18 protein-coding genes and 1 pseudogene are annotated in these 17,481 nt (G+C 45.3%); 12 read left to right on the plus strand and 7 right to left on the minus strand.

Annotation, left to right across the window (positions count from 1 at the left end):
• The first annotated feature begins 262 nt into the window (after nt 1-262).
• Genes MKY75_RS23985 through MKY75_RS24000 form a run of 4 tightly spaced genes read left to right on the plus strand, consistent with a single transcriptional unit; the run spans nt 263 to nt 3,667 of the window.
• On the plus strand, nt 263-1,498 hold the full coding sequence (locus tag MKY75_RS23985) for an FprA family A-type flavoprotein (RefSeq protein WP_340886778.1): 1,236 nt from the start codon (nt 263-265) through the stop codon (nt 1,496-1,498).
• Between the two features lie 36 nt (nt 1,499-1,534).
• Nucleotides 1,535-2,728 carry an NAD(P)/FAD-dependent oxidoreductase gene (locus tag MKY75_RS23990; RefSeq protein ID WP_340886780.1) on the plus strand — a complete coding sequence of 398 codons (1,194 nt, stop codon included), beginning with the start codon at nt 1,535-1,537 and terminating at the stop codon, nt 2,726-2,728.
• Nucleotides 2,729-2,730: 2 nt separating this feature from the next.
• Nucleotides 2,731-2,901 carry a rubredoxin gene (rd, locus tag MKY75_RS23995; protein ID WP_007432984.1) on the plus strand — a complete coding sequence of 57 codons (171 nt, stop codon included), beginning with the start codon at nt 2,731-2,733 and terminating at the stop codon, nt 2,899-2,901.
• Between the two features lie 46 nt (nt 2,902-2,947).
• On the plus strand, nt 2,948-3,667 hold the full coding sequence (locus tag MKY75_RS24000; protein WP_307350976.1) for a Crp/Fnr family transcriptional regulator: 720 nt from the start codon (nt 2,948-2,950) through the stop codon (nt 3,665-3,667).
• 134 nt (nt 3,668-3,801) lie between these two features.
• On the opposite strand, the gene MKY75_RS24005 is transcribed toward MKY75_RS24000, so the two are convergent.
• The 4 genes from MKY75_RS24005 to MKY75_RS24020 form a co-directional block, all read right to left on the minus strand.
• Nucleotides 3,802-5,607: a glycosyltransferase 87 family protein gene (locus tag MKY75_RS24005; RefSeq protein WP_340886782.1), complete on the minus strand. Its 1,806-nt coding sequence runs from the start codon at nt 5,605-5,607 to the stop codon at nt 3,802-3,804.
• 99 nt (nt 5,608-5,706) lie between these two features.
• Nucleotides 5,707-6,417, minus strand: coding sequence for an MBL fold metallo-hydrolase (locus tag MKY75_RS24010; protein ID WP_165145770.1), 711 nt, complete (start codon nt 6,415-6,417; stop codon nt 5,707-5,709).
• Nucleotides 6,418-6,793: 376 nt separating this feature from the next.
• Nucleotides 6,794-7,435, minus strand: a complete 642-nt coding sequence (locus MKY75_RS24015; RefSeq protein WP_069012224.1) for an SDR family oxidoreductase — start codon at nt 7,433-7,435, stop codon at nt 6,794-6,796.
• Between the two features lie 100 nt (nt 7,436-7,535).
• Nucleotides 7,536-8,135 (minus strand): TetR/AcrR family transcriptional regulator, encoded by a 600-nt coding sequence (locus MKY75_RS24020; RefSeq protein WP_165145764.1) that lies wholly within the window; start codon nt 8,133-8,135, stop codon nt 7,536-7,538.
• Between the two features lie 242 nt (nt 8,136-8,377).
• On the opposite strand from MKY75_RS24020, the gene MKY75_RS24025 reads away from it, so the two are divergent.
• The 6 genes from MKY75_RS24025 (at nt 8,378) to MKY75_RS24050 (ending at nt 13,260) form a co-directional block, all read left to right on the plus strand.
• On the plus strand, nt 8,378-9,118 hold the full coding sequence (locus MKY75_RS24025; RefSeq protein WP_165145761.1) for an ABC transporter ATP-binding protein: 741 nt from the start codon (nt 8,378-8,380) through the stop codon (nt 9,116-9,118).
• Nucleotides 9,115-9,876, plus strand: a complete 762-nt coding sequence (locus MKY75_RS24030) for an ABC transporter permease (protein WP_165145758.1) — start codon at nt 9,115-9,117, stop codon at nt 9,874-9,876. Before MKY75_RS24025 ends, MKY75_RS24030 begins: the two co-directional genes overlap by 4 nt.
• A 123-nt stretch (nt 9,877-9,999) precedes the next feature.
• Nucleotides 10,000-10,347: a KGG domain-containing protein gene (locus MKY75_RS24035; RefSeq protein ID WP_029518726.1), complete on the plus strand. Its 348-nt coding sequence runs from the start codon at nt 10,000-10,002 to the stop codon at nt 10,345-10,347.
• A gap of 240 nt (nt 10,348-10,587) precedes the next feature.
• Nucleotides 10,588-10,884 carry a hypothetical protein gene (locus tag MKY75_RS24040; protein ID WP_029518727.1) on the plus strand — a complete coding sequence of 99 codons (297 nt, stop codon included), beginning with the start codon at nt 10,588-10,590 and terminating at the stop codon, nt 10,882-10,884.
• Between the two features lie 89 nt (nt 10,885-10,973).
• Entirely contained in the window at nt 10,974-11,876 is a 903-nt protein-coding gene (locus MKY75_RS24045; RefSeq protein WP_029518728.1) for an AraC family transcriptional regulator, read from the plus strand.
• A gap of 496 nt (nt 11,877-12,372) precedes the next feature.
• The gene (locus MKY75_RS24050) at nt 12,373-13,260 is read left to right on the plus strand and encodes a copper amine oxidase N-terminal domain-containing protein (RefSeq protein ID WP_340886783.1); all 888 of its coding nucleotides are present in this window, start codon (nt 12,373-12,375) and stop codon (nt 13,258-13,260) included.
• Nucleotides 13,261-13,641: 381 nt separating this feature from the next.
• Here the strand turns inward: MKY75_RS24050 and MKY75_RS24055 are convergent, their stop codons facing one another.
• Nucleotides 13,642-13,890, minus strand: coding sequence for a hypothetical protein (locus MKY75_RS24055; protein ID WP_340886785.1), 249 nt, complete (start codon nt 13,888-13,890; stop codon nt 13,642-13,644).
• 258 nt (nt 13,891-14,148) lie between these two features.
• Here MKY75_RS24055 and MKY75_RS24060 point away from each other — a divergent pair, with 258 nt between their 5' ends.
• A complete protein-coding gene (locus MKY75_RS24060; RefSeq protein ID WP_318627729.1) occupies nt 14,149-15,330 on the plus strand; it encodes a serine hydrolase domain-containing protein in 1,182 nt (393 codons plus the stop codon).
• Here the strand turns inward: MKY75_RS24060 and MKY75_RS24065 are convergent.
• Nucleotides 15,316-15,759 carry an Lrp/AsnC family transcriptional regulator gene (locus tag MKY75_RS24065; RefSeq protein ID WP_029518733.1) on the minus strand — a complete coding sequence of 148 codons (444 nt, stop codon included), beginning with the start codon at nt 15,757-15,759 and terminating at the stop codon, nt 15,316-15,318. The genes MKY75_RS24060 and MKY75_RS24065 overlap by 15 nt on opposite strands.
• 147 nt (nt 15,760-15,906) lie before the next feature.
• Between MKY75_RS24065 and MKY75_RS24070 the strand changes: the two genes are divergently transcribed.
• Nucleotides 15,907-17,094, plus strand: coding sequence for an MFS transporter (locus tag MKY75_RS24070; protein ID WP_340886787.1), 1,188 nt, complete (start codon nt 15,907-15,909; stop codon nt 17,092-17,094).
• Between the two features lie 137 nt (nt 17,095-17,231).
• On the opposite strand, the pseudogene MKY75_RS24075 reads toward MKY75_RS24070, so the two are convergent.
• A pseudogene (locus MKY75_RS24075) lies at nt 17,232-17,336 on the minus strand (SDR family oxidoreductase); the annotation flags it as partial.
• Between the last annotated feature and the right edge of the window lie 145 nt (nt 17,337-17,481).

The following is a 17,481-nucleotide window of genomic DNA, read 5'->3' on the forward strand; positions in this document are numbered from 1 at the left end:
TTGCAATCACAAAACTAAATTTAAGGAGGATTTTGCAAAAATCCAATAAGCGACTTTCAATGAACAAAATATATAGATCGAAATGGTCTAGTTCGTCTATATATTGCACTTTGGGGCGACTGGAATCGAATTTTGCAAAATCCTAAAGTCAAAAATACTTTTGAAATATTTAAAAATTTGATTTCAATCATCTTTTTCATCGACACATCCAACTAGAATCGAATTGTGTTAGACAAACAAAAACAAGCAGGAGGTTGTTCCTATGAAACCAGGATTCCAACTGGCAAAGGATATTTATTGGGTAGGAAAAATTGATAATCGTGAGGTACCCTTTCATCGTCTTCTACTATCAAAGGGTACAACCTATAATGCATATCTACTGAAAACTGGAAAACCAACCATTATAGATACCGTAGATATGGCGTTCGGTAGAGAATTTGCAGAGGCTGTTGCCGAATTGATCGATCCATTGGATATTCAATATATTATCGTCAATCACACGGAACCAGATCACTCGGGTGGATTGGCGGCACTCGCCTCCAAGGCAACAAACGCTACGATCGTCTGCACTGAGATTGCCGTTCCGGAAATTCAACAAATGTACAAGCTTCAGCATCGCAACTTCCTCGTCATCAAGGATGGAGATCAACTGGACATTGGAGGCAAAACGCTGCTGTTCAAGGAAACACCTTACCTGCATACGGAAGAAACCATGATTACGTACTGCATAGAAGATAAAATCTTGTTCCCTTGCGATATTTTCAGTACACACGTGGCTGTAGAGCATCTATTTGCCGACGAGGCTGGTTTTGATATCACCGAGGACTTTGTCGGATACTATCAGGCTATTATTCATCCACATCGCAGATATGTGCGCACATTAATCGAAGCTGTTGCCGATCTGGATATTGAGATGATTGCACCTTCCCACGGCTTCGCAATCCGGCATGATATTGCCAAGTTTATCGATTTGTACGCCTCTATGAGTACCGAAACCAAGGAGGATAAAAAAGTAGCGATAGTCTATGCCACTCTGAAAAATAATACCAAAAAAATGGCAAACATCTTGAAAGACTGCTTTTTGGAGAACCAAATCAAGGTGGAGCTATGGGACGTGGATAAAGCCGATGAAACGGAGATATTGAATAGTATTGCCTCAGCGGATGCTGTTTTTGTCGGTAGCTCTACCAAATATGCTGATATGACAGGCAAATTGGAAGACCTATTGCAACAAATGCAAAAGATAAATCTGGAAGGCAAGCTGGCTGCTGCGTTTGGTTCCTACGGCTGGAGCGGGGAAGCCATTGAAGTCGTACAAGATTACTTGAACGGTACCAATATGAAGGTCCAAAGCACTTCAGATGTAATCAAATCAACAGGTATGACCCATGTGGAATTCCCGGTACGTATTCGTTTCTCTCCTACAGATGTTGAAAAAGTGAAAAAAATTAAAAATGCCGCTGAATTTGTCTCAGATCTACTGCTTAGTGTTATTTAAAACACAGTAGCATATAGCGAATAGGAGAGATACTGAATGGGTAACCCACATTACGTTATTATCGGAGGCAGTGTCGCCGCCGTCAACGCAGCAAAGGCGATTAGAGATCATGATGAGCTGGCTGAAATATCTATTTATGGAGAGGAAGCATCCTTTCCGTACAACAGAGTCAAACTTTCCAAGGGACTGTTCACTGATTTGCACAGCGACAAAATCCTGATCAAAAAGGAAAAATGGTTTGCCAATCAACGAATTCATGTGTATTCCGGCATCAAGATAACCGAGATACAGCCTGAGGATCGTACTATCCAAACCATAAATGGACAAACCGTTGCTTATGACAAGCTGCTACTGTGTACAGGAGCTCACAACCGTAAGCTTGTGCTAGAGGGGGCTTCTCTAAGGAACGTTCACAATATCCGTTTTCGACAAGATGCAGATAGCCTTAAAGCGGAATTGCGACAGGGAGACCGGATATGCATCATCGGCGGCGGTATTCAAGGCGTGGAAACCGCCTGGTCCTTCCAGCAAGCAGGGTATTCTGTAATCATACTGGAAGCTTCGCATCGGCTTATGCCCCGCCAGCTAGATGAAAAGGCCTCCGCTATTTTGACCGATCGAATAACCGAACGGGGTACTCAGGTACACCTTGGGCAAGGCGTAAAGCGTATTAAAGGCACAGATCACGTAGAAGGTGTGGAACTACAGGACGGCTCTGTTATCCCCTGCGAGCATGTCGTGTACTCTATCGGAATTGTACCTAATACGGAGCTTGCTCGCCAAATCGGCCTTGATATTGAACAAGGCATTCTGGTGAACGCGCAGATGGAGACCAGCTCCACCAATATCTATGCAGCAGGTGATGCAGTCGAATTTCAGGGTAGAGTAGATGGGTTATGGGAAAGCGCAATGGAGCAGGGAAAAATAGCAGGCGCCAATATGGCTGGCGCATCCGTCAGCTATCAGCGTCTCCTCCCTGTAACCCTTTCGAACTGCTACGAATCCCCTCTCTTTTCCATCGGTCTAGTAGATGAACAAGTCTGCGACACCAGCCTGATTACTAAAAATCAAGCTTCTTATACACGTATGTTCATACAAGACGGCTCTATCTGCGGCGTGATTGGCTTTGGGGATGCTCTTGCTTCACTACCCTACAAAACAGCTATCATGCAGGGACTCAAACCGGACGCACCAGAGCTTACAAAAATTTTGAATGACAAGGAGAACTAAAGATGAAAAAATATGTATGTCAACCCTGTGGATACATTTATGATCCTGCTATCGGCGACCCCGATGAAGACGTGATGCCCGGTACAGCGTTTGAGGATCTCCCGGAGGACTGGGTTTGTCCAGTCTGCGGTGAGGACCAAAGCCATTTTGCCCCAATAGATGATACAGAATAACAATCATGCGCTATAACCTGTAGTTTCCGGTTTATGAATGGAGTGAATGAATGTGAATGAGATATCCTGCCCCTGCCAGTGCGAAAAGGAGCCCTGTGCCCGCAAAGTGCCTATCTTTTCCTCTTTGTCCTGCGAAGATTTGTGTAAGGTCAGTTCCATGATCCGACACCGAAAATATCAGAAGGGTGAGGCCCTAATTATCGAGGAACAAGCATCCGATACGCTGTACATTATTAAAAGCGGGCATGTCAAGCTGCTAAAGATGACGCCTCAGGGTAAGGAGCAAATCCTGCACATTCTAACAACTGGCGATTTTTTTGGCGAGTTGAACATATTTAACAGCGATGAGCTGAGTAACTTTAGTGCGTATGCCTTAAAAGATACTGATATTTGTATGCTCACCAAGGATGATATGGAGCAGTTGATTCGCAACAATCCCGATATCTCTTTGAAGCTGCTCAAAACCATTACTAAACGCTTGGCACATACCGAAAATCTGGCTCAAAGCCTAGCTACCAAAGACCCGGAAATCCGTATCGCCTATATGATTCTTGAGCTTGGACATAAATACGGCAAGCCGGATGGCTCCAATATTAAAATAAATCTCCCCCTTTCACGCGAAGAAATGGCTAATTATGTGGGTGTCACCCGCGAAACCATCAGCCGTAAATTCGGAAAATTTGAACAGCTGGGGATTATTCATAGCAAGGGTACACGAGAGATTACCATCTGCGATGTACAAAAACTGAACGAATATATGGATTGAGACACATAGATACAAATGTTACTCTAACGTGAGGACAACAAAAAAACCGCTTCTTTAACTTATGGATTGCAGTTGATCTATCAACCACTTCCATTTCGTTAAAAGGCGGTTTTTTTACCGTATTTTATACTCCACTAACGATCAATTGTCGTGTTCACGCCTTGAGAAGACGCTCCCCATGCAGGCCGCGCTGAAGGAACTTCTGGCGAAACTCTGTCTGTGGAAGGAGCAGTCTCAATCGTGGTCGATTGGGAGCAATCCCACACTACTTTGACCAAATACCCAAACAACAACACATTCAACAATGATGTCACACACAAAATAATACCGTATTGATCCCGAGAATTGGAGCTATAGAAGATATCAAAGGTATTCAGGAAAATCGTAAGACTGAATCCACCTGCAAGCCATAAAAATCTGCGGTCTCGCAAATACAGATACGCCAGTACAGCTAACGCCGCCGCAGGGAACAAGTACCGTTCATGCATGCTGGAAGCGAAGGTAAATACACCTGCAATGAGTACCAGTGCAGCTGCCGCTGCAAATTGTGGTTTGCGACTGCGGATATACATCCACCACGTAAATAGAGTCACCAACACAATGCAGATCATCCCCCACGTATGGTAACTGAACAGGAACAACGTTGTAGTGTCCTGCGTATAATTGCCACCAATCAGTGCAAAGAAATTATACGCGTTCACCGAAGCATACGGATACTCGCCGACCGTTCCCTTGTATAGGTCAAGTAGCCATAACGGCTCTTGCCCCCACGAAAATGGCAATATGACCAGAATGGTCGTCACAACAGCACCACCAATGGACAACAGCCAAGGCTGTATTTTACGTTGTCTCAGCAGCTCAAAAAACAGAACAGGCCCATAAATAATTCCCTGCGGCTTCATCAATACGGCTACCGTAAACAATACGGCTGACCAGCCGACTCGGTTTTCCACAAGCAGCACAATCATGCCCACAATCAGCATAGTAAAGAAAGAATCTACCTGCCCCCAGAAGGTCGAATTGATAAATACAGCTGGGTTAAACACGTAAAATATAGCTAATCCAAGGCTTATTCCATAGCCGACCCGTTTGCTTGCCAACCGGTACAGCATGTACGCTGTCACGATATCGGCTAATATATTTGGAAGCCGCAGCAGCACGGACATATAGGGACTGAAAGCATCCGTAGAGCCGATTTGACCGATCACATATAAAATATAAATATAGAACGGCGGATAATCACTTGATCCGTTCGTGTAAAAGCCCGATAAGCTATCCGCTGCTGTCGTAGCCCAGTTCCGGAATAGCATTAAATCCATGTGACCCGAAATCCATGGGGCGATCGCCATTCTTAAAAAGAAACCCACACCCAGCACAGTCCACAGCATCAGTCCTCGATTACGTTCCCCGAGCTTCCATACACGAGCCCGAAACCGGTACGCGATAAACACGAACGCACCGAAGAACAAAGCGGCGAAAATCGCCAGCGGAGTAGCATAAGCAAATGAAGAATTCCCACTTCTTCCACCACTCATACCACCGCCAGGACCGCCCATGCCAGATCCATTACCAGACATGCCTCCGGGGCCTCTGTGCTGACCGTCTCTGGCGGCACCACTGCTGTCCGATGCAGACGTATCCGTTTCAGCCATTGTACCTTGGTCACCCGATGTTGATGTCCCCTCAGTGGAGAAGTCGGTAGTTTGGCCTGTCGTCCCCTGGTCCTTGCTGTCAGCGCTATTCACCGAATCCAGCCCCCTCATACCTCCGCCAGGTCCGCCTCCTCCCCCAAACCCGCCGGATGGGCCCTGTCTAACAGCCGCAGACTGGGACGCGGAGCTACCTGAATAACTCCATAACGAAACGACACTAACGACAGCACACAATATGAGACTAAATAGAAGTATATATTTCAGACCGTTCGCTTTCCAAACGTTCAAATCCGATGCACCTCTCTCTGTTTCTATTTTCCCATATTGTATCTGCCTTAGCTTAGGACTTTGTGAGTTCTGGCTGAATGTTGGCTGAATACGGAATCATCACACTGAAGATTGTCGTTCCATCTCCATAATCGCCCTTTCCAGCTGAGATTGTGGATGCTTCAGCATGTTGCCGTGACCGACAGCTAATAAAGATGGATCGAAACTCGCCAGCTTTTTGGCGCTTTTCAGCGAAATTTCCTTGTTCCAGGTAGCCAGTGCCGGAAAAGGAAACAGCGGTTTAAGCCTTCCCGATACCGCTATACCTCCTCGGGTCTGAATGGCGTCGCCTGCAATTAACGCTCGGGTACGAGTATCCAAAAATGCCATCGAACCCGGCGTATGTCCTGGTGCGCTGATCGCCAACAGCGAACCTACATGATCCCCATCCTCCAGTAAAACGTCAGGCTGGGTAAGGATATGCTTCGGTACATCGCCCCGAATTAGAGTATCCGGTTCCCCTGCCTCCAACGATACATCGCCCTGTAGCAGCGGTGCGTCACGCCTTGAAATGAATACTTGCGCGTCAGGATACCTTGCCTTCAGCTTATCCAACGCACCCACATGATCCCCATGGGCATGGGTAAGTACAATTCGAATAATCGGCTGCCCGATCCGCGCCGCAGCCTGCTCTATACCACGGGTACTGTATGGCAATCCGGCATCTACTAAGGTGAGCCCCTCTTTCTCCTCCACCAAATAACAGTTCACCGGGAACAGCCGGGGCATAAACGTCAATTGATACAGATGCTGTACCTGAACAATACGCATTTCAGCTCATCTCCTTGTCTTCATCACAAACTAATTATATTAGTATTATAATTAATATAATTAGTTTTAAGCAACTGTTTTTGCTGCTATTCAGCCGGAGTTGGAGCTTGGGACTACTACGGGGACGATCACACTGAGAAAAACAGCAAAAAAGCATCCCCGGAACTCTGCCTCCGTGGATGCCTCTCAAAGCAAGAATTAACTTCGGATACGAATCTTCCTGCACGCTCCCTTTGCCCAGTCTTGGGAATGGTGATATCGTGATGTCAGGAGATCCAGATATCATCGCAGAACCTTGATATAACTTATACGAGAAAAAGCATAGCTTTTTGAAGAAACATTCCCAAAAGAAATGGATCCAACAACTTCACCGTAATTACAGCCGGATTGCCTCAGCAATAGGTGTACTGCCAGACACCAAATTAATTGAACGATGATACGTCTGCTGTTCCTCCAGCACTGCTATGACCGCTGCCGCCACATCTTCACGAGAAATGGTGTGGCTGGTGCGATCCTCACCAGTAGCAACTTTGCCGGTGCCCACATCATCCGTCAGGCCACCCGGACGAAGAATCGTGTAGTCTAGGTTGCTCGCTTCTAACAGGCGGTCTGCATAATGCTTCGCCACATAATACGGTTTAATGGATTCGGGCCACTGCTCCCGTTTCTCCGCATGTAGGGCGCTGACCATAACGAAGCGTTGGATACCTGCTTGTTCGGCGGCTTCCATCGCCTTGACTGCTCCATCCAGGTCAATGAGCAGCGTTTTATCCGCTCCTGTTTTTCCACCGGAGCCTGCCGTGAATACGATAGCATCGCTACCTTTTATAGCTTCGGCAATTTCACCAACCGTCCCTTCGAGGTCAGCTACCACCGTTTCTGCTCCCAAACGTTCAAGCGCTTCAGCCTGATCCGAATGGCGGATCAACGCCTTTACACGATGCGATTTATTTTGCCCCAGTAGACGAACAAGATGTCTGCCTACTTTTCCATTTGCGCCAATCACCAGTACGTTCACTCATATCCCCCCTGTATTCAGAGTCTCTCATCTACATTATACAGATGTATTTTACCCTTCGGGTCTGCGACGCAATCATGTTAGCTGCATCAGGTTGAAATCAGACTTCTTTGGTCAGCTCACCATCTCGTTCTTGCTGCACACGTAGACCTGCCAAAAAGGTAGCCATCATCACCTCTATGCTCCGGTCCACCTCCACAGGCAAACCAAACCCGCCCTTTTGTTCAAGCGAGGCAAATCCATGAAGCAGGCTACGGAATCCCCTCGCTGCATGAATGCAATCTTCTTCCTTAAAGCCATAACCACTGGACAGGACGGTAATGACCAGCTCGGCCACGCGATCCGCAGCCTGCCTCATTTCGGTATCATTTCGATCAGTTGCATACTGCATCGCTTCATACAAACCGGGTCGCTCGCGAGCATACCGCATATACGCCTTCCCCATAGCGGTTAGCGCATCTGCGCCCGCTCTACCAACTGCTGCGCTCATCAAAGCTTCCTCCAACTGTTCGAGACTGTGCAATGCCAGTACTTGGCGCAGTCCGTTCAATCCGTCCACGTGGTTATACAAGGACGGAGGGCGAATGTGCAACTTTTGCGCCAGCGTGGTGAGCGTGACATCCCCCATCCCTTGTTCATTGGCAATGTCCTCGGCAGCCCGCAGAATATCTTGCAGCTTTACTCCGTTTCTAGGCGACATCATCCAGCCTCCTTTCATCGAATTTCTATGTAATTCGGTTCCTTATACATATACAGAATCGATCCAGATTCTATTTTAACTAATCCTGTTAGTTTATACAAAGAAAATGCCGTTTACCGCAGCCAACCTGCATCGAATCTTTACAGAAGAGCATAGCAGTCATTACTGATATAATAAAAAATAAGATCATAGAACGGATCTGATACCTTTCTCGATCCCCTACAAAGGAGCTAGCTATATCTATGGAACCCAAACCACTTCCAGCTATTGAATTTAACCACATCATCAAATATTTCACCGGGTCTGGACAACAACGTGCGGTTCTGAACGGGATTACCGCAAAAGTTTCCCCCGGCAAAATCACCACGTTGGTCGGTCCATCGGGGTCTGGTAAAAGCACGTTGCTTTCACTGTGTAATCTCCTAATGACACCGGATGAAGGGGAAATCCGTGTCCTCGGCAAACCTATATCGGAGTGGGAGATCCCTGAACTGAGACGGAAAGTCGCATTGGTTTTTCAGGATGCCCCCATGCTTCAGGGAACTGTCCTGTACAATCTCCAAACCGTAGAACGGCTGCACGGTACAGTGCTGGATGATCCTGCCAGCCTGTTGGAACGCGTAGGGCTCACCCGCGACCTGTTGGAACAGAAGGCGCAGGAACTGTCTGGCGGACAAAGACAACGCTTGGCCTTGGCGCGGACGCTTGCGAACCGCCCGGATATTTTACTGCTGGATGAGATTACTTCTGCACTGGACCCTGCCTCGGTCAAAGAGGTTGAGGAACTGCTGCTACAAATGAACAAAGAAGAGGGAACAACGATGATCTGGATTACGCATCATATGGAACAAGCCCGCCGGATAGGCCACGAAACATGGCTGATGATCGACGGAAGACTGATAGAACAAGCGGATACGGAAACGTTTTTTAATGCTCCGCAGCATAGTGAGACCCGCAAGTTTGTAGCAGGAGAATGGGTATGACGATTGTTGCCTTGATTCTCTCTCTCGGTTTTGTATTTATCGCCATTGTCATGTCCAAATCCTTCAAACTCGGTCTGGACCGAGACATGATCATCGCCACGATCAGAGCGTCCGTTCAACTGCTGGCGATTGGATATGTATTGCATTTGATTTTTGGGATGCAAAGCTACGGATTTATCGTATTATTCATTCTGCTCATGATTACCGTAGCCTCACAAAATGTTGCGCGCAAAGGACGATTTATCCCCGGTCTCATGTGGAAGTCATTCCTGACGTTGCTGTGTGTGGAAATCGTTACACAGACATTCCTCATTGGCCTGCATATTATTCCGGCGACAGCCCGATATATGATTCCGATTAGCGGTATGATCATTGGCAGCTCCATGATTTTGTCCAGTCTGCTGGTATCCCGGCTCAAGTCGGAAGTCCTGCTGCGCAAGCCTGAAATCATGCTCATTCTGGCACTAGGCGGCACGCCTAGACAAGCCATCTTCCCTATACTCAAGGATTGCATACGTTCCAGTATGATTCCAACCATTGAGGGGCAGAAAACACTGGGGCTTGTCCAGCTTCCCGGCATGATGACCGGACAAATCATCGCAGGTGCCAATCCGATTGCCGCTGTGCGTTTGCAATTGCTCATCGTATTTACCACCATGACCTCTGCTATTTTGACCAGCGTGCTGCTCAGCCTGTTCATTTATCCGGCATTATTTAACCGCCAGCAACAACTGCACACCGAAGCATGGGAACACTAATCAGGTGAATATCCCCAGTTATCTGCTATTTGGAAAAATAAAAGGGACATGTTTAATTCCTGACACAAAGGTTAATAGATACACGTACCCGCTTTACTAAAATTCGATGAGGAGTGATTGAACATGGCTAACAACAACCAAAATGGCAAAATGAGTCGCGAAGAAGCAGGACGTCTAGGTGGAGAAGCTACTGCTAAAAATCACGACAAAGAATTTTACCAAGAGATTGGCGAAAAAGGTGGCGAGGCCACTTCCAAAAATCATGGCAAGGACTTCTACCAGGAAATTGGTGAAAAAGGCGGCGAAGCCACTTCCAAAAACCATGACAAGGAATTCTATCAGGAAATCGGACGCAAGGGCGGCGAAGCCCGTGGCAATTCAGACCAAAGTGATAGCGACGGGAAAATGAGTAGGGAAGAAGCAGGCCGCAAAGGCGGCGAGGCTCGCGCACGCCAACGTAAAAATAATTGACAATAAAGCTATGCCGTCGGTGCAATCCTATGAAGAGGCACAGACTGCGTATAAACACAAAGTAAGTTGACGTTTATGTTATAAAAGCCTATCTGCCGGAAGAATGGCAGATAGGCTTTTTGTGTAAAAGTTACTTTCAACATCGGATCATACACCTTACAATATACATAAACAGGATAAATAACCAATCATACATATTTTATTACAAATGAAAGAATGGATTATGGGAGGTTGGTGCGAATGTTGATTACAAAAAATAAAACGGCTGCAACTATTTTAAAAATTATATTTTTTTCACTAATTTTCAGCTGGATTTATTATTATTCAGGTCATCACTCGACAGAAATCGCTAAGCTAGTTAAAACTACAGATGATTACTTGGTCATACAGAGAGATACTTTTAACGGAGGTGGATATAAAGAATTATATATTTCCTCAAAGTCCGCGATCCCTCCTCTGGTTATAGGCAAACAATATTATTTCGTGTCTGATCAAAGGTACTTTCAACACCCATATATCCGCTATGTAGAGGAGTAAAGCAGAACAAGAGAAAAAAACACATGCAACTCAAGTCAAATATTCCTGCATTCCGGCTGTTAAGATGGAGTCGAAAGGAGGGAACGCTCGTGTATGAATGGAACGAAATGGTTCAGCTTATGATCGATTGGATTGATAATAATCTTACTTCAGCACCTTCGTTGTTGAGAATGTCCAATCAGTTAGGCTACTCCCCTTACTACTGTACAAAACAGTTTCATTCCCTTACAGGAATAACGTTAAGGGATTATGTGTGGATGCGCCGGATTAGCCGTGCCGCGCTAGAACTCCGAGATGGCAATGTCCGCATCCTCGATGTTGCAATAAAGTATGGGTTTTCTTCACAGGAGGCTTTTACACGGGCATTTGTAAAAGCATTCGAGGTAACTCCGGCTGTATACCAGAAGGAGCCCCGACCTATTCCGTTAGCCATTCGCGTTGAGGTGTTCTCTCCTTATCATTACCATTTGAAGGAGCGGGATAAGATGGTTAAGGATCATTTGCAAGAAGCTGAAGTCAAAATCGAGCATATACCAGCACACAAATTTATTGGAATCTGGGATACCTCTTCTCGAAACTACGGTGATTTCTGGAGAAACGGTCACAATTGTGATGAAATTTGCGGAACATTGGAAAGCATGTCTCATCTCAAGCTTCCCGAACAATTGGGCCAAACTGCGGGCTGGTTCTATCAGGATGGTCAGAAGGGATATCTCTATGGAATACCGGTTGCCGCTGACTACGCCGGAGAGATTCCCGCAGGAATGAGGTGCCGGGACATCCCCGAATCAGATTACCTGGTGTTTTTCCACCCACCCTTCAATTATTTAAAAAACAATGGAGACGTTATGAGAATGGTGGAGGAGAAAGCTTGGAACTTTGACCCTAGCAGCCTGGGGTATGAATGGGATGAGGAAACAAAGCAAGATTATCAGCGGCATTTCCCAGAAGGATACGGATACGCAGTGTTACGTCCAGTAAAAAAAGTGTAGAGAAAAAGAATCCGAAGAAGCCGCTACGATCAGGATGCTGTTCATCGTCTTGCTAAAGTCTGTTGAAAAATAATAACAGTTTATTACTGACGGGTTCCGTTTTGAGGTGCAATACACATCGAATTGACATTGTGGACACAATCCGATGTAAATACAGAATAAACCGATTCACTGAATCATACAGTTGTCGGTTTATTCTTGATCAGCATTTTTAGTTTGCAAGTAACTATCAACGACGTTAACCCATTGTTCCCTTACCACTTCCGTTGTTTCCTGCGAATACAAACATAGTAGCAAACGGCTCACTCATGATAAAATATCCTGTTCTTTAATTCGTTCGACTTGATCATTACTCTACTCTTTAATTAACTTGCCTAGGTTGCGGGTACGATTCATCCAACCATCAACATCCCATCCAAATCATATATCGGGAGTATATCGTAAATCGAAAAGTCTGAAAGAATCCAGCGTCACTCAAATTGTGGAGGTATAGAATATGAGCTCTGTCTCAAAAGTAGCTTGCATATCTATTTTAGGTCTTACTTTAGGTGCGGGAGCAGCACAAGCTTCTTCGACACATATTATCGTTAATAATTCAATTGTATCCTCTGATGAAACTTACCAATCTCATGGGATTACCATGGTCCCATTAAATGCTGTTCAAAGTTTACCTGGTGTATCCATCACATGGAATAATAGCACCAAGACAGTCACAATAGATCGTAACGGTGAAAAAACACTATTAAAAGTTGGGCAGAAAAGTGCAACGCTTGGTTCAAAAAATATAACCTTGCCTGTTGTCACTACATTGAAAAGCGGACGGATTATGGTCCCTCTCCGATTCATTGCTGATTCATCCAATGCGTATGTCTCCTGGAATCCAAAATCTCAGACGGCCTATGTAGCGAAAGCAAACAATGAAATAAAAAACAAATATACTTCGGATAAGCTTAATGTATCCAGAGGAGCAGCAATCAAACTTCCCAAAGTTAGCAATTTAAAAGAATATACACCCAAAGGGTATGAAAATCTGAACACAGACTATTATTTTCCTGAAGGCAAATCAAATTCGTTTTTTATTCAGGAGATGGATGTTATTTCATACTATAAAATCAGCAACGATTGTAGTGTATTAATATGGACAGCACGTTTTGACTCAACCAAAAGGGAGAGCAGTGGTCTATCCTTTTTGCCTTATAAATTAGTGGAACAAGACGGCCAGAAACCTACAATTCAAGGGCGAATAACCCATTTTAATTTCATGGCCGCTGTTGGAGAAATCAGTTACAATCTCATTGACAATACTGGGAAAGAGATAAACCCAGGGCAAAAAACAGTTGATCCAACAAATTTCTTTTTTGATATCCCTGATGAACAAAAATGATCGAATTGACTTTGCATGCGTTCTTTTCCTCTTACATTAATAAAGACCAGAATCTAAGCTGGTACGTGGTAATAAATTGATACAATATTGGTTTGGAGGTATAGGCAATGAAATCTTTTCGTTTTTGGCTAGTCCTAATCTCGTGTCTAGTTATTACTGTAAATATTACGGGGAACGACGACTATAATATGCTATTGGCTATCGTTAGCCCGTTGGTTTGGATGTATGAATCATTTCGATTTGTGCGAGAAGCAGACATCCCCATAACCATTGTTTACTTCACTACACTAGTTTTCTGGTATCTCATTGGATACGCTTTGGACCGTTTGATTAGAAAATCAAAAAATTAAAATCACTTGAAATTATCTTCTAAATTGTCGTCTACTTTGTCAGGCTCAAACTCGACCGTTCTGTTTTAAAGCGATAATAATCAGACAGTGAAAGCATCTTATCGTAATCGCGACTCATAGAAGCGTTCATATATTCTGAAAATGTCGAGACAGCAGTCTCCTTGGGCTTATCGGGAAGTTTATAAGGCTCCTTATCCCCTCCAAAACCTGTAGCAATTACGGTCAAACCCCCTCCTAGGGCAACCAAGCAAGCCAACTTATTACGCGATACAATCCTCAATAGATAACCCCCCCCTTTGTTGTAAATTTTACCACCTATTTTCAACGTATCTCAACTTAAAAAGATGCTATAAAACGCAGCATAACTTCTTGTAAAACCCCATTCATTTAAATCTAAGGCCATCTCTTCAATATAATTTTATTTTAACGTAAATTCTCACTGAATACCTTTGTTACCTTATGTAATGTCGTCTTCCCATCCTGTAAACTAAGTTCCATCAAGCGGTAACCGCTGGATCATAGAGAGGATGAGATATTTATGAGTTTGGAAAATAGAGTTTTTGCGATACAAGCTGGTCTGGACGGACGTGTAAATGCAGTTATAGATCAAACCCTTGCCGAAAAGCGTCTGATCGGCACAGTCGTCATGATATATATGGATGGTTCACCCGTGTATGTCCGAGCGGCGGGGCTGGCTGATCGAGAAGAACAACGTCCTATGCATGAGGATGCTTTATTTCGGCTTTCTTCTGTATCCAAACCGATTGTATCTACTGCGGCTTTGGTTTTGGCAGCCCAAGGATTGATTAAGCTCGATGAATCTATTGAACGCTGGTTGCCCGATTTTCGCCCCCGATTAATCAGTGGTGAGCAGCCCTCCATTACAGTACGCCAATTGCTGACACATACTGCCGGGTTGACCTATGGCTTTTTAGAGGAAGAAGGCGGGGGTCCCTATCATCGTGCAGGCGTATCAGATGGCATGGATTTTTCAAATCTTACGCTGGAGGAGAACTTGCAACGTTTGGCTTCTGTGCCTCTGTTATATACACCGGGTAAAGCATGGGGATATTCGATTGCTACTGATGTGCTCGGCGCTATCATTAGCCGTGTATGTGGCACAACCCTTGATGCAGCTGTTAAAAAGCTCGTTACCGAACCTCTCGGTATGCACGACACCAGTTTCGCGGTCGCGGATGCCGGACGGCTTGCGGCTCCTTATGTCAACGATATATCAGAACCTCGGCGAATGCGTGAGCTTGAGGTTGCACAGGTTTTTGAGGGCACGGCAGGACTTCGTTTTCAGCCCGCGCGAGCCTTTGATCCCACGGCTTTCCACTCTGGTGGCTCTGGTATGATTGGCAGCGCAAAAGATTTCATGCGACTGTTGGAAACACTGCGAAACGGCGGCAATCCGTTACTTTCAGAGGAATGGGTCCGCGAAATGGGCACCATCCAGACCGGGAACCTTCCCTTGGCAGGCTGGCCGGGGCGGGGTTTTGGATTAGGATTCACCGTACTCCAAAATCCCGATGAAAGCGGAACAGCTGAATCACCCGGAACGTGGCGTCTCGGAGGAGCTTATGGTCATTCGTGGTTCGTTGATCCCGCACTAAGACTCAGTGTGGTCGCCTTTACCAATACAGCGTTTGAAGGGATGTCAGGTCCGTTTACAACTGAGCTTTGCCAAGCCATTTACGGTAGCTCAAATAGGGTCTAATAAAGTGGGGGTTACATGTTTATGGTCTACAGGCGAGGACAGGACAATTAACGTGGTAGAGTGCCCATGCTTTCCACACTCATCCCCGAACTGCTCCAGCTTGAGCATAGACTCAACCATGACTTTCAGTAAGTAATTTTGCTCGCCGCTGATTCTATGGCACTCAATGACTTCAGGTGCAGATTGGCAAAACTCAACAAATGAATTGCATTGATTCGTGTGCACGAGCACGTGAGCCATGATCGGTTTTCCAACTTTCTCATGTGAAACTGTGGCACGATATCCGGTGATAATACCTTTATCCTCCATGCGCCGTACTCTTTCCGTTACGGCAGGCTGGGAAAGTCCAACCTCCTTACCCAGCTCGGTCATGGAGATACGCGCCTGGTTTTGTAGACACAACAAAATTTTATGATCCACTTGGTCCATCAAATCCATCTCCTTAAGTTCAAGGCAATATTGTAAAAATACAATTATTATTGTGTGTTATTTCGAGTATTGACTTATTATTTTATGATTTAATGAAATATTAGCATGCAAAATCAAGGACGTAAAGTAGGAGGACATGGAGAGGGAATGAAACTAATGAAATATAGTAAGCCTCTGCTTTTCATCGCACTTGGCCTATTTGGTGTATACACGATTGAGTTCGGTGTGGTTGGCATTTTGCCGGTCATCATTGAACGTTTTCATATTACGGCAGCTCAGGCCGGGTTTCTTGTCAGTTCATTTGCATTGATCATCGCGCTGTTCGGTCCCTTCATGGTGCTATTGATGTCCAGGTTTAACCGCAAGCGAATCATGACAATATCGTTGTTTGTTTTTGCCATAACAAGCTTGCTGTCAGCCTATACATCCAACTTTTATCTACTAGTGATTTTACGTATCATTCCGGCTCTGTTTCACCCGGTGTACTTCTCGCTTGCCTTTGTCGCCGCTACTGCGTTGTATCCCCCGGAAAAGGCAACGCAAGCTTCCGCCAAAGCCTTTCTCGGCACGAGCATGGGAATGGTACTCGGTATTCCAATTACGGCCTATATCGCCAATCAAATTTCATACGAGGCCTCCTTCTGGTTTACTGCGGTAGCGAATGGGATTGCAGGGATTGGTATTTTATTCATGCTGCCGGATACACCACAAGCCGAAATGTTCTCCTATCGGAAGCAGCTTGGCATTTTGCGTAAAATACCGCTGTGGCTCAATATCGGGGCAGCTACTTTTATTTTTGCAGCCATGTTCTCGGTGTATAGCTATTCTGCCGAATATTTGGGACAAAACACAGGGATGAGCAGCAATGTTATCAGTTTTCTGCTTATTATTTTCGGCATCGGCGGAATGCTCGGCAATCTATTGGCTGGCAAGCTCATGGGCTTGCATAAGGTACGCACCGCTCTTTTTCATCCAGTAGTCTTGGGGGGCACCTATTTGCTGCTGTACGGGATCAGTTCTTCATTCATCCCTACCCTCTTCATCATTATTGTGTGGGGGGCCGCTCATACCAGCGGACTGATTGTCGCCCAGATCTGGGTGATTGATGAGGCCAAAGAAGCTCCCGCGTTTGCCAACAGTCTTTACATCTCGTTTATTAACCTGGGGGTTTCGCTGGGCTCGCTGGCAGGGGGATGGTTTATTGCCAGAGCCGGTATCCAGGGGACGCTGTGGAGCGGTTTGCTGTTCGCCATGCTGGCGATGGTATGTATCGGGACTAAAGTAATTTATCCACGTATTTTTCGAAAATATAAAAGGTTAGATGTGCAAAACTAAAGAGTTGCAAGAGGGCCAAGCCTGTTATCATAAAAAAAACCGGTCGACACTTTGTATGATGTTGAACCGGTTTTTGTTTAATGATTTATTCCTGCCTGTCGGATTGGATTAGAATGAAACATGCACTTCGTTGCGAATTAAATCAACGTATAATCACCATCCGGGAACAGCACGCTTCCGGTGGTAAGCTTGTTCGCCATCAGATACAACACAGTATGTGCAATTTCCTCATTATACCCCACCCCGGTGTAAACAGATGGTCGAATGCTCCGACTTTTTCAAAAAACGCCTAAACCTCTTCCTCTATTTGATTATTAAGCACGTTGATTATGTAAATTCGTATTATTCTCAGCTACCCTATAGGGATTATATCATAACCATTTTAAA

The organism is Paenibacillus sp. FSL L8-0663, from assembly GCF_038008125.1.
In the GTDB taxonomy this organism is placed as follows: Bacteria; Bacillota; Bacilli; order Paenibacillales; family Paenibacillaceae; genus Paenibacillus; species Paenibacillus polymyxa_D.

Excerpts from the sequence above, each read along its gene's own strand:
- MKY75_RS23985 (WP_340886778.1), top strand. The coding sequence starts at position 263 with ATGAAACCAGGATTCCAACTGGCAAAGGATATTTATTGGGTAGGAAAA.
- MKY75_RS23990 (WP_340886780.1), top strand. The coding sequence starts at position 1,535 with ATGGGTAACCCACATTACGTTATTATCGGAGGCAGTGTCGCCGCCGTC.
- rd (WP_007432984.1), top strand. The coding sequence starts at position 2,731 with ATGAAAAAATATGTATGTCAACCCTGTGGATACATTTATGATCCTGCT.
- MKY75_RS24000 (WP_307350976.1), top strand. The coding sequence starts at position 2,948 with ATGAATGTGAATGAGATATCCTGCCCCTGCCAGTGCGAAAAGGAGCCC.
- MKY75_RS24010 (WP_165145770.1), bottom strand. The coding sequence starts at position 6,417 with ATGCGTATTGTTCAGGTACAGCATCTGTATCAATTGACGTTTATGCCC.
- MKY75_RS24020 (WP_165145764.1), bottom strand. The coding sequence starts at position 8,135 with ATGTCGCCTAGAAACGGAGTAAAGCTGCAAGATATTCTGCGGGCTGCC.
- MKY75_RS24025 (WP_165145761.1), top strand. The coding sequence starts at position 8,378 with ATGGAACCCAAACCACTTCCAGCTATTGAATTTAACCACATCATCAAA.
- MKY75_RS24030 (WP_165145758.1), top strand. The coding sequence starts at position 9,115 with ATGACGATTGTTGCCTTGATTCTCTCTCTCGGTTTTGTATTTATCGCC.
- MKY75_RS24035 (WP_029518726.1), top strand. The coding sequence starts at position 10,000 with ATGGCTAACAACAACCAAAATGGCAAAATGAGTCGCGAAGAAGCAGGA.
- MKY75_RS24040 (WP_029518727.1), top strand. The coding sequence starts at position 10,588 with ATGTTGATTACAAAAAATAAAACGGCTGCAACTATTTTAAAAATTATA.
- MKY75_RS24050 (WP_340886783.1), top strand. The coding sequence starts at position 12,373 with ATGAGCTCTGTCTCAAAAGTAGCTTGCATATCTATTTTAGGTCTTACT.
- MKY75_RS24060 (WP_318627729.1), top strand. The coding sequence starts at position 14,149 with ATGAGTTTGGAAAATAGAGTTTTTGCGATACAAGCTGGTCTGGACGGA.
- MKY75_RS24065 (WP_029518733.1), bottom strand. The coding sequence starts at position 15,759 with ATGGACCAAGTGGATCATAAAATTTTGTTGTGTCTACAAAACCAGGCG.
- MKY75_RS24070 (WP_340886787.1), top strand. The coding sequence starts at position 15,907 with ATGAAACTAATGAAATATAGTAAGCCTCTGCTTTTCATCGCACTTGGC.